At 40.1% G+C, this 12,580-nt stretch carries 11 protein-coding genes; 9 read left to right on the top strand and 2 right to left on the bottom strand.

Annotated elements, in window-relative coordinates; translation table 11 throughout:
* On the bottom strand, positions 1-558 hold the full coding sequence (locus AC1M9J_RS05585) for a hypothetical protein (RefSeq protein ID WP_481588798.1): 558 nt from the start codon (positions 556-558) through the stop codon (positions 1-3).
* Between the two features lie 242 nt (positions 559-800).
* Here AC1M9J_RS05585 and AC1M9J_RS05580 point away from each other — a divergent pair, with 242 nt between their 5' ends.
* Both AC1M9J_RS05580 and gshB read left to right on the top strand, forming a co-directional pair.
* Entirely contained in the window at positions 801-1,694 is an 894-nt protein-coding gene (locus AC1M9J_RS05580; RefSeq protein ID WP_481595737.1) for a LysO family transporter, read from the top strand.
* 132 nt (positions 1,695-1,826) lie between these two features.
* Positions 1,827-2,765 (top strand): glutathione synthase, encoded by a 939-nt coding sequence (gene gshB / locus AC1M9J_RS05575; RefSeq protein WP_035270267.1) that lies wholly within the window; start codon positions 1,827-1,829, stop codon positions 2,763-2,765.
* Between the two features lie 19 nt (positions 2,766-2,784).
* Here the strand turns inward: gshB and AC1M9J_RS05570 are convergent, their stop codons facing one another.
* Positions 2,785-4,002, bottom strand: a complete 1,218-nt coding sequence (locus tag AC1M9J_RS05570; RefSeq protein WP_481595738.1) for an MFS transporter — start codon at positions 4,000-4,002, stop codon at positions 2,785-2,787.
* A 393-nt stretch (positions 4,003-4,395) separates the two neighbouring features.
* Here AC1M9J_RS05570 and murG point away from each other — a divergent pair, with 393 nt between their 5' ends.
* From murG to lpxC, 7 genes are all read left to right on the top strand, one after another.
* On the top strand, positions 4,396-5,493 hold the full coding sequence (murG, locus tag AC1M9J_RS05565) for an undecaprenyldiphospho-muramoylpentapeptide beta-N-acetylglucosaminyltransferase (protein ID WP_481595739.1): 1,098 nt from the start codon (positions 4,396-4,398) through the stop codon (positions 5,491-5,493).
* Positions 5,494-5,508: 15 nt separating this feature from the next.
* Positions 5,509-6,957, top strand: a complete 1,449-nt coding sequence (gene murC, locus AC1M9J_RS05560) for a UDP-N-acetylmuramate--L-alanine ligase (RefSeq protein ID WP_180028490.1) — start codon at positions 5,509-5,511, stop codon at positions 6,955-6,957.
* Between the two features lie 55 nt (positions 6,958-7,012).
* Positions 7,013-7,942, top strand: a complete 930-nt coding sequence (locus AC1M9J_RS05555) for a D-alanine--D-alanine ligase (protein ID WP_035265835.1) — start codon at positions 7,013-7,015, stop codon at positions 7,940-7,942.
* A 3-nt stretch (positions 7,943-7,945) separates the two neighbouring features.
* Positions 7,946-8,800, top strand: a complete 855-nt coding sequence (locus AC1M9J_RS05550; protein WP_035265833.1) for a cell division protein FtsQ/DivIB — start codon at positions 7,946-7,948, stop codon at positions 8,798-8,800.
* Between the two features lie 61 nt (positions 8,801-8,861).
* A complete protein-coding gene (gene ftsA, locus AC1M9J_RS05545) occupies positions 8,862-10,124 on the top strand; it encodes a cell division protein FtsA (protein WP_035265831.1) in 1,263 nt (420 codons plus the stop codon).
* A 163-nt stretch (positions 10,125-10,287) separates the two neighbouring features.
* Positions 10,288-11,466, top strand: coding sequence for a cell division protein FtsZ (gene ftsZ / locus AC1M9J_RS05540; RefSeq protein WP_035265829.1), 1,179 nt, complete (start codon positions 10,288-10,290; stop codon positions 11,464-11,466).
* A 123-nt stretch (positions 11,467-11,589) separates the two neighbouring features.
* Positions 11,590-12,492 carry a UDP-3-O-acyl-N-acetylglucosamine deacetylase gene (gene lpxC / locus AC1M9J_RS05535; RefSeq protein WP_481595740.1) on the top strand — a complete coding sequence of 301 codons (903 nt, stop codon included), beginning with the start codon at positions 11,590-11,592 and terminating at the stop codon, positions 12,490-12,492.
* The last annotated feature ends 88 nt before the right edge of the window (positions 12,493-12,580 follow it).

Below are 12,580 nucleotides of genomic sequence, written 5' to 3'. Positions count from 1 at the left end.
TTACACTCGTGTAATTGTGAGTAAGCTACTGTTGAAAGTTCCACGCGGTGTGCTTCCTCCTAGATTACCATTACCTGTCTGAGTGTAGAGCCATTTCGTAAAGCTGTCACATCGGAACGTTCCCTTTTGCCATGTATATTTGCTACAAGCACCGTTGGAGTTATATTGTGAACAGACTTGCACAGCTGGGTTCGGTGTTGCTGAATACAGCGTGTAAGCGACATGAGGTCGTTGCTGATTTGAAATCGCAGTGATTTGATTAGCAGCAGATGAGTAAGGAGATTTATATCCAAAACTTGTTTTGGCCTTTGCTCCCCAATATTTTGTAGTTTTAAATCCACTTAAGCTGACATATTCAATCACATCTACATATGCCGTTTTGTTCATGACTTGAACAATATTGTTTGAACTTACATATACACCTGTATGCCCTAATGCACCAACAATTGGAACGTTGAGGTCTCGACCGAGTACATCACCGACTCGTGTAGGATTGCCTGCTGCTAAAGTAACTGAACTGATAGTGAGTAAACAGAGTGTAGAAATTATTTTAATCATGGACTTGTACCTATTGTTGGAATATCAAGTCCTGTCAGTTTTATTCAACGATGTTAACGTTTGATGTAATTCGTATCTGAAGTTGTAACAATACATAAGAATTTAATTTCACTACTCGATAATTATCTAATATTATAAATATAGACCTTGAGCGCTATTGATTTGAGTTTCAAATAAAAATTTATAATTTCAAACTTTACATTCTTATATCGAATACTTCACACATTAAGTGCTGCATAACTATGATTCAAAATTTAATAATTTCACTTTTACCTATTCTCATTTCTCTTTTATTGGGTTGGGGCATAGGTAAAGCTGCAAACGTTCAAGTTCGTAATATATTGGTCGGTCAAATTACGTTTTTGGTTTGGTTGCTTCTCATCTCTATTGGCTTTCAATTTGGCAGTGTATTGTTTGATAAAGATCTTGGTTCAAAAATATTAATTGAAGCTTTTATTTATTCAACAGTGTTAAGTGTGATTACCTTCGGACTTTTATTTAATCGTAGCCACTTTAAGGCTGAGCACCAAAAATCATTCAAGGATATGCTCAAACCTATTACCGAATGCTTGATTGCGATTGGAATGGTGTTGATCGGGATGGGGCTATATTGGCTATTACCCAAGACTTTATCAGGGGAAATGTTAAGCGCGATACTATTGTATGTGTTGATTTTTTTAATCGGAGTGGATTTGTCAACGATTAAAATTCAAGCCCTCACTATGAATCATATCAAAGTGCCATTTTTTTCAATCATTGCACTGTTTATTGGGGCTTATTTGACGAGTCATATCATGACTCAATCTTTTGTCGAACTCGTTGTGATGGGGAGTGGATTTGGTTGGTTCTCTCTTTCTGGTCCTTTAGTTGCTAAAGTTTTAGGACCTGAGCAGGGAACTTTTGCTTTGATCACAGATCTTGTACGAGAGTTTTATGCGATTGCATTGTTGTATTTATTAGGTCAGCGTTATCCAAAGCCAATCATTGGTGTATGTGGTGCCACGGCGATGGACTCGACTTTACCCTTTGTAAAAAACAATTGTTCACCATTAGATGTACAAATTGCAATTCTCAGTGGATTTTTCCTGACGCTCATTGCGCCGTTTTTTATTATTTTTTTTAGTAGTTTGATATGAATCCAAATTCTAGTGCTCAGCAGAAATAGGAAGGAGCTTCTCTGAATTTATACAATTGATCCTTTGATAGATCAGTAGATCGTTCACTAAACTTCGTTATAATCGCTTCATTGATAAAATAGAGAACAGATCATGCGCGTACTTGTGGTGATGGATCCCATCGAAAATGTAAACCTCAAAAAAGATTCGACCATGGCAATGCTTTGGGCTGCTGCACGTCGCGGTCATGAGTTAGGGTATGCACTTCAGGAAGATTTATATATCGATCAAGGCAAAGCTTTTGGTTTGATCTCACCACTTAAAGTATTTGAGGATTATAATCATTACTATGAACTTGGTGAAAAACAGAAAGAATCTTTAGCCGCATACGATGTTGTACTCATGCGTAAAGATCCACCTTTTGATATGAACTTTGTTTATACAACTTATATTCTGGAACAAGCGGAACGTGAAGGTTCCTGGATTATCAATAAACCTCAAAGTTTGCGAGACTGTAACGAAAAGCTGTTCGCTACACAATTTCCAGAACTGCAGGTTCCGACTTTGGTAACTTCACAGCAAAGTTTAATCCGAGAGTTTATTGCTGAACATCAAGATGTGATTGTAAAACCGCTAGATGGGATGGGCGGTATGGGGATTTTCCGTTTAACTGCTGCAGGGGCAAATATCGGTTCAACTTTGGAAATGTTGACTCAAATGGGGCAGCAACCGATTATGGCGCAACGTTATATTCCTGAAATTGTGGATGGAGATAAGCGTATTCTGATGGTCAATGGTGAGCCAATTCCATATTGTTTAGCGCGTATCCCACAAAATGGTGAAACGCGAGGTAACCTTGCTGCTGGTGGGCGTGGTGAAGCACGTCCGTTGACTGAAAATGATAAGGTGATTGCTGCTAAAGTTGGACCATTCTTGCGTGAGAAGGGGCTGGTATTTGTTGGTCTTGATGTCATTGGAAACTATGTAACAGAAATTAATGTGACTAGTCCAACGTGTATACGTGAAATAGACGCACAATTTGGTACTTCTATCGCAGATACATTATTTGATGTTTTAGAAGCTGGACGTTAGTTGATCTGCAAAAAAGAGCCTAAATAGGCTCTTTTTTTTGCGTATATATTTTAAATAAATAATAGCTGGTCAATAGTCCTAGGGTGGAAAGACTTACGGTAACCCATGCGGCATTGGACCACTGGTGAGAAGACGAAACGAGAGCTGCTGTTGCTGGAGGAACAAGGAACTGCGCACATGCAGAAATTTGCAGCACTAAGCCCATACTGGATGCTGCTGCATTGACCTGTGGCGCGTATCTAAGCGTATTGGCAAAGACGGTCGTCGGAATAATGCCACCGATAAAAGAAAACAAAATAGCGCACAAATATTGCAACTCAAAAATCAACCAATTGGGTTGTGAAAATACAATCCAGCTACATAAAATTAGACTTAAAAAACTAAATTGAAGTAATTTAAAAGGAGCTATGCCTTTTTGAAGTAATACGCCTGCGCCAAAGGTTCCACCTAAGTTAGATAACACAACCATTGACACCAAAATTCCTGCAAGCTTTAAATCCATATTGAATGAGACATAAAGACTGGGTAAAAAACCTGTGAGTGTGATCCATTGACTGGTATAGCAAGCAAAGATAACGGCTAGACAGAGAATGGGTGGATGGGTCACGGTGGCTTTAACAATAGATAAAAAAGAGTTGGAGGTTGATGTGTTCAGTGGTGCTGTTGTTACAGTGGTTTGTTTATCGTCATAACGTAAAAAATGGTAAATCATCAAGGCAACTAGCCAACACAAGGCACCAAATAATGCCCAAATGTGTTGCCAACTGAGCCATTCGAGTAATACAGGAATGGTCAAAATAGCAAGACTAACCCCAACTCCCATATAAGAACTCCATAACCCCATTTTAAAATTCATGGTTTCAGGTGTGCTCAGTCGTTTTAAAATTGCGGGAGCGCAAAGACTAATGGTGAGAAATCCAATGCCTTCCATAAATCGAAAAAAATAAAGGCTAATACTATGATCAATCCATAAGCCTGCAAAACTACTCATCCCCAATAGAATGAGTGCAAAAATAAGACATTTTTTGAGTCCTATTTTCTCAGATACAGCACCAATACACAGGGCAAATAGCATTCCAGCACCTTGAACCAGTGATAAGGATAGGCCTGCTTGGGTGAAACTTAGATTTAAATCTTTTTGAAGAATTGGAATAACAGCAGAAAGTTTACCGACATGAATTGCAGCAAGGTAGCCTGCCAAAATAATCCAAATGTCATAAGATGATATTTTTGACATTTGCGTTTAAAAATCCTTTTATTCGCGAGCTGAATCTCAATGAGATATAGCAATATCATAAATAGAACTATTGCCTCATACTATTTAGACATAAGTTTATATCCAACATGGTGGTAGCGCAGATACGAAGGAACAATAGAGCCAATACTGTGGTGGTTTTTAATGTGCACATTAATCATTATTTTGGTGCGTTATAAACTAGATCGAATGGTAAAATACATAAAAAAGGCACAACTCATAATAAATCTAGTTTAAACTCTGAAATCATATGAAAAAAACAATTAAAGGGTCCGTGAAAAAAAGTAAATAAACTTTCATGGATATACGATTGTGATTACAATTGATGCCTTATATAAAATTTTCTGTTAGCTCTTAGATTTGAAGAATTAGACCGTGACACAAGCTCAGCATAAACAACCTAAACATGTCATGATGATGGCTGCAGGTACAGGTGGACATGTATTTCCTGCCCTAGCAGTTGCTCAGGAATTACAACAGCAAGGTGTCGAAGTGTCATGGTTGGCAACGCCTTCAGGTATGGAAAACCGCTTGCTTAAAAATCACCAAATTCCAATTTATCAAATTGATATTCAGGGTGTGCGTGGAAATGGAATCGTCCGTAAGCTGCAAGCCCCTTTTAAAATTTTAAAAGCAACGCTTAGCGCAATGCGCTATATGAAACGATTAAACGTAGATGCAGTCGCTGGTTTTGGCGGTTATGTTGCAGGTCCTGGTGGTTTGGCTGCGCGTATTCTTGGTATTCCTGTCATCATTCATGAGCAAAATGCAGTAGCGGGTTTCACCAATACCCAATTGGCTCGTGTTGCTAAAACGGTCTGTCAGGCATTCCCGAAAACATTTCCAGAAAATCATAAAATCGTGACTACAGGTAATCCCGTACGTAAGGAAATTTCTGCGATATTGAGCCCTGCTTGGCGATATCAAGAGCGAGAAAAAACCAATCAGCCTATTCGAATTTTAATTGTAGGCGGCTCTTTGGGCGCACAAGCATTGAATGAGCGCGTACCCGAAGCACTGAAACAATTAGATGTTCCTTTAAGTGTTTATCATCAGTGTGGTCAAAATCATGCTGATAGCACGCGGGCACGTTATGCCGATGCTCCTGATCATTTACAGGTAGAAGTTCAACCGTTTATTGAAAATATGGCGGAAGCCTATGCCAATGCCGATCTTGTAATCTGTCGTGCTGGTGCACTGACGGTCACTGAGATTGCTACTGCGGGTGTTGCAGCCGTATTTGTACCTTTGCCAAGTGCAGTAGATGACCACCAAACCGCGAATGCCAAATTCCTAGCAGATATTAATGCTGCAAAAATTTGTCCACAAGCGACACTCACTCCTGATTCATTAAAAGCAGTTTTATTGCCACTCATGAACCGTACATTGTTGACGGAAATGGCTGTTAAAGCACGTCAACAAGCTCAACCAGATGCAACTCAGCGTGTGGTTGGTTTAATTCAAGATTTGTAAGTTTTAGAGAAAATTATGTCTTCAACGAACCCAGCTGATAAAGCAAAAAACCTGATTAAAATTCCTGAAATGCGCCGTATCAAGCATATCCATTTTGTGGGTATTGGTGGTGCAGGAATGTGCGGGATTGCGGAAGTCTTAAAAAACCAAGGCTATAAAGTTTCAGGGTCGGATATTAAAGCCTCTAAAACCACTGCACAGCTTGAAGAAAATGGCATTAAAGTTCATATCGGACACGCTGCTGATAATATTAACGGTGCGAATGTATTGGTTGTATCGACTGCGATTGACCAAGAAAACCCAGAAATTAAAGCAGCGATTGAAACACGCATCCCTGTAGTTCGTCGTGCGGAAATGTTGGGCGAGTTGATGCGTTACCGTCATGGTATTGCGGTTGCAGGTACACATGGTAAAACCACAACAACAAGTTTGGTGACCTGTATGCTTGCTGAAGAAAACATGGATCCGACATACGTGATTGGTGGTTTGCTTAATCGCTCTGGAGTAAATGCTGCTTTAGGTGCGAGTCGTTATATTGTAGCTGAAGCAGATGAATCTGATGCTTCATTCCTATATTTAGAACCAATGGCCGCTATTGTTACCAACATTGATGCTGATCATATGGATACTTATGGTGGTAGCTTCGATGTGTTGAAAGATACTTTTGTTCAATTCTTGCAGAAACTTCCGTTCTACGGTTTAGCCGTGGTGTGTGGCGATGATCAAAATATTCGTGAAATCATGCCACGTATTGGTCGACCTGTTTTAACTTATGGTTTTAACGAAGATAACGATATTCGTGCTGTAGATGTGGTACAAGAAGGGATGCAATCACATTTTACTGTGCTTCGCAAAAACAAAGAGCCACTCAAGTTAACCATTAATATGCCTGGTTTGCATAACATCCTTAATGCGTTAGCTGCGATTGGTGTGGCAACTGATGAAGGTGTATCTGATGCTGCAATCGCTCGTGCTTTAGAAAGTTTTAGTGGTGTAGGGCGTCGTTTCCAAATTCAAGGTGAATTTGAGTTAGGTGATGGAACGGTCAAACTGGTTGATGATTATGGTCACCATCCAAAAGAAGTTGAAGCAACGATTAAAGCTGCGCGTGCAAGTCATCCTGATCGTAGACTTGTGATGATGTTCCAACCTCACCGTTTTAGCCGTACACGTGATTGTTTTGATGATTTCGTTGATGTCTTGTCACAAGTCGATCAATTACTGCTATTAGAAGTATATTCTGCAGGTGAAAAGCCGATTGTTGGTGCAGATAGTCGCTCATTGGCAAGAAGTATCCGATTGCGTGGTGATGTTGAACCAATCTTGATTGATCCAGTAGAAGGGAATTTGCCAAATGTGATACAAAAAGTGTTACAAGCAAATGACTTGTTATTGACTCAAGGTGCGGGTAACGTTGGAGCAATTTCAATTGAGCTTGCTCAGAACCAGCTCTATTTAAAATAATCGTCGTTTGATGATTTGGCTAAATTGAAAATTTTATAAGTTTAAGGAACTAAACGTGTCAAATGCTTCTAAATTCGGCAAAGTTGCTGTATTGCTTGGTGGTAAATCTGCAGAGCGTGAGGTGTCATTAGATAGTGGTAAGGCTGTACTTGAAGCATTGGTACGTTCAGGGGTGAATGCAGAGGGTTTTGACCCTCAAGAACGCAGTGTTACTGAACTGGTAAATTACGATCGTGCATTTATTGTGTTACATGGTCGTGGTGGAGAAGATGGTCAAATCCAAGGCGCATTAGAGTGGTTAAATATTCCATATACTGGAACTGGTGTGCAGGGGTCGGCTATCGGAATGGATAAAGTAAAGACCAAGCAAATTTGGCAAGGTTCTGAACTTCCTACAGCGCCATACCGCATTGTTTCTAAAGATACTGATGCACAAGCACTCGTTGCAGAGCTTGGATTACCACTGATTATCAAACCCGTGCACGAAGGCTCGAGTGTGGGCATGAGTAAGGTTGAGAAAGCAGAGGATTTAGCTGAAGCAATTAAAAAAGCGACTCAACATGATGCCGTGGTCATGGCTGAGAAGTGGATTACAGGTCGTGAATTTACGATTTCATTTTTAAATGGACAACCATTACCAGTCATCCGTTTACAACCTCCAGCTGATGTAGCCTTTTATGATTATGAAGCTAAATACCAACGTAATGATGTTGAATATGGTATCCCTTGTGGTTTGAGTGAAGCTGAAGAAAAAAGTTTACAAGCGCTTTGCTTACGAGCGTTTCAAGCTGTTGGGGCAAGTGGTTGGGGTAGAATTGATGCTATGCAGGACGAGCAAGGTCAATTTTGGCTGCTAGAAGTGAATACTGTTCCAGGCATGACCAGTCATTCATTGGTACCAAAAGCAGCTCAAGCGGTAGGTTATAGTTTTGAAGATTTGTGTTTGGCTATTTTAGAGCAAACCTTAGCGAAAGAATCACACTAATTTATGGCTCAACTACCTCCATCGATGCGTCGCAAACGTGCGGCGATTACATCGATTCATGACAAACCACCGACTCGCAAAGAGAAAATGATTAATGCGGGTGGTTGGGTCATGCTTATTTTTGCATGTTGTGTACTTTTGGTCGGGATTTATGGCTTATATAGCGTCATGACCAGTGCAAAAGTAGCATCTTTGGATGTGGTTGGTCTGCAAGCCGAGCCTGAAATTAGTCAAGTAAAACAGCAGTTAATGCCTACCATTACAGGCAATTATTTTACTGCTGATCTTGAGCAAATTCGTGATAAGGCATTAGAGATTTCTTGGGTAGATCGAGTGGTCATCTCTAGAGCTTGGCCAGACGGTATTAAGGTTCGTGTTATTCCGAAACATCCGATTGCACGTTGGGGAACAGGACGTCTGTTAAGTGATCAGGGTGTGGTGTATACAGAGGCGTACTCTAGAAATCACGCTAATTTACCACTTATGCATGGTCCGTCAGATCAGTCAAAAGTCATGATGAGACGTTATCATGAAATTAATCAACTGTTTAGTCCAGTTAATCTGCGTTTGAAAGAGCTATATTTAACAGATCGTCGGACATGGTTTATGCAGTTCGATTCGGGTTTACGTATTATTGTGGATCAGGATCAGACCATGAGCAAACTGCAACGATTGAGTCACTTATCTCAAGCAGATCTGAAAGTGGTTTGGCCAAGAGTTTCAGCGATTGACTTACGTTACCGTAATGGCTTGGCGATTCAATGGAAAAATGCGACACCACCAAAGATTATAAATGGTCAGTTTGTTGTAACCATTAATGACATTAACATTGCAGATTCAAGAGTTGCAAAGCCATAATACGTGGCTTTAAAAATAGGCATAAGCCAGATATAAACAATGAAGAAAATGGTAGTGAATCATGAATGAGGCTGTTCCCTCAGTTGTTGCGATAGACATTGGGACACATAAAGTTTCAGTTCTAATTGGTAAAGTACATGCGCCGGATAATATCCAGGTCATCGGTATGGCGACTGCGCGAAATAAAGGCATGAACAAAGGAAAAATTGTTAGCCTTGAAAAAGTGATCTCTGCGATTAAGAATGCGGTACAAGAAGCAGAAGATATGGCGGAGTGTCGTGTGCATTCAGCATGGGTATCGATCCCGAGTACAGAACTGCAAAGTGCTTATGCGACAGGCCGGACACCGATTTCTAATCCAGAACGCACCATTACGACTTCAGAAGTGGTTAAAGCTTTAGAAATGGCAAAAGCCAGTCATTTAACTTCTGATCATTATCTTGCAAGTGCAGTGCCATTGGGTTTTGAGTTGGATGATTCACCTGAGTGGGTGCATAATCCAATTAACCTTTCAGCAAATAGCATGACGGCGCATTATCAACTCATGATGCTACCAATCAGCACCATGCAAAATTTAGATCGTGCAATGAAAGGCGCCAATATTTTTGTCGAAAAGATGGTGATTTCATGTTTAGCAACGGCTGAAGGTGCATTGCTAAAAGATGAAAAAGAGTATGGTGTATGCTTATTGGATATTGGGGCTGGTACAACCAATATTGCAGTTTATATTGAAGGTCATTTAGTGCTAGCACACACCATTCAACGTGGTGGTGAAAATGTAACGCGTGATATCGCTGCAGTATTGCAAACGACGACTGAAGAAGCTGAACGACTTAAATTGCTTTATGGTTGCGTTGATTTACAGCAAGTCAAACCTGAACATATGATCGAGTTTGAAGCGATCGATGGTCCTCAGGCGATCAGTCGGATTGAGCTATCAGAGATTATTATTGCACGTTACGAAGAAATTCTTTCTATGGTGCGTGATGAGTTACAACAACGTGGTGCGCTACAAAGTTTATACCACGGTGTAGTTTTAAGTGGTGATGCATGTCAGATTGAGGGTATGATCACATTATCACGTCGTATGTTGGGTGTTTCTGCTCATTTAGGCAACCCTCCGCTACAAGTATATGCGGATGATCAACATTTACCTGCATTAAGACGTTCAATGTATTCTACCGCAACAGGACTGCTGTTATTTAGTCAAAGCGATTTACAAGAATCGGTTGAGCAACCTGAAGAAGTGAATAAGCGTCCATTATTAGAGCGCATAGCGAATGGTTGGAATGCGTTTAATAACAAATTGAAAGGTATTTTTTAAGTTTAGTTTTTAAGGGAGTATTGTTTGCAACTTGTAAGAGCAACTTCATGTGCTTGACAAGAATGTGATTGCAACGCATCCTAAAAACAAATTTTTATTATTGAAGATCAAGGCAGTATACGGGCTTAAGTGACTGCCAAATTTATTAGGAAAAGTTAAGGTCATGGCTTCATTTGAATTTTTAGAAGATGAACAAACCGATAATAACGGTCAAGCCCGTTTTACTGTGTTTGGTGTTGGTGGCGGTGGTGGTAATGCCGTACAACACATGGTGCAATCTGATATCAAAGGCGTGAAATTTGTTTGTGCAAATACAGATAAACAAGCTTTGGATCGTATGAATGCGCCATTCAAAATCCAATTGGGCCAACAAAGTACGCGTGGACTAGGTGCAGGAGCAAATCCTGATGTCGGTCAAATTGCAGCAGAAGAAAGTCGCGAATTAATCCGTCAGCATCTGGAAGGTGCAGATATGGTATTTGTTACTGCCGGCATGGGTGGTGGTACTGGTACTGGTGCAGCACCAGTCGTGGCTGAAATAGCACAAGAAATGGGTATTTTGACGGTTGGTGTTGTCACCACTCCATTTAACTTCGAGGGTCGTCGTCGTCAACGTTCTGCTGAAAAAGGGATCGAAGAACTTGAAAAGCATGTTGACTCATTGATTATCATTCCAAACCAACGCCTACTTAGCGTTTATGGTGATATCTCGATGCAAGATGCTTATCGCAAAGCGGATGATGTCTTGCTTAACGCGGTACGAAGTATCTTTGATCTAGTTGTGCGTCCTGGTCATATCAACCTTGACTTCGCCGATTTAAAAACAGCGATGAGCACACGCGGTTATGCGATGATGGGTGAAGGTAAGAGTAGCGGTCCAGATCGTGCTGAAGATGCAGCGCGTCTTGCGATTCGCAGTCCGTTGCTTGACAACGTAAATATTATGAACGCGAAGGGTGTTTTAATTAATATCACTGGCGGTAATGATGTTACCTTACGTGAAACTGAAATTATCACAGATGTTGTCAATCAAATTGTTGATCTGGATGAAGGTGAAGTCTTCTTTGGTACTGTATTTGATCCAGATGCGCGTGATGAAATCCGTGTTACTGTGATTGCGACAGGTTTAACTCGTAATGCGAATGAAACGGAAGTGAAGCGCCGTGCGCCAGTGAGTGTAAACCCATCAGTTGGTGGACAAGCTGCTGCTTTGGATGAAGATGATGTTCCAGCAATCAGTAAACGTCAGAATCAAGAGAGTGTAGCCCCAGAGCCTTCTGCAGCGCCTCGATCTGCACCAATGAGCATTCAAGATTATCTTAAAAATCAACAGCGTAAATAACATGTAACATAATGTGTTTACGATGATCAAACAGAAAAGGTGGCGCTTATGCCACCTTTTTGATTTTTATCAATGGCTAAATGTGCTAACGTATACTAGATTTTAGATGAATATTGAAGAAACATGTTGAAACAACGCACCCTGAAACGAGTCGTGAAAGCGAGTGGTATCGGATTACACAGTGGGCAAAAAGTAATGATTAACTTTGTACCACATGTAGCTGATGGGGGTATTGTTTTTCGTCGTATTGATTTAAATCCGCCTGTAAATATTCCTGCTAATGCGATGCTGATTCAAGAAGCATTTATGTGTTCGAATTTGGTACAAGAAAATGCCAAAGTTGGGACTATCGAACATATTATGAGTGCGATTGCAGGTCTTGGTATTGATAATCTGATTATTGAAGTATCAGCTTCAGAAGTTCCAATTATGGATGGAAGCGCCGGTCCATTTATCTATTTACTCATGCAAGGTGAGTTGATAGAGCAAGAAGCGCCTAAAAAATTTATAAAAATATTAAAACCTGTAGAAGCATTAATTGACGATAAGCGCGCTATTTTTAATCCGCATGATGGTTTTCAACTTAATTTTACGATTGATTTCGATCACCCAGCCTTTGCCAAAGAATATCAGTCTGCCAGTATTGATTTCTCAACGGAAACATTTGTTTATGAAGTCAGTGAGGCACGTACTTTCGGCTTTATGAAAGATTTGGATTATCTTAAGGCGAATAATTTAGCTTTGGGTGCTAGTTTAGAGAATGCAATTGGTGTTGATGATTCAGGTGTCGTGAACGAAGAAGGTTTACGATTTGCTGATGAATTTGTACGTCATAAAATATTGGATGCGGTGGGTGATCTTTATTTACTCGGACATCAAATTATTGCGAAGTTTGATGGTTACAAATCTGGACATGCACTCAATAATCAACTGCTTCGCAATGTTCAGATTGATCCATCTAATTATGAAATTGTAACATTTGATGACGAAAAGTCTTGTCCAATTCAATATGTAAGTGTGATCTAAGTCATTGTCTTCAGGTTAAATGTTATAGTGTAACATTGTTAAGTGTGACTTAATTCGCTTTTAAAATAGTGAATGACGTTTAAATCAA

Source organism: Acinetobacter sp. ANC_7588 (assembly GCF_056783995.1).
This window is presented reverse-complemented; position numbering and strand designations above follow the sequence as displayed.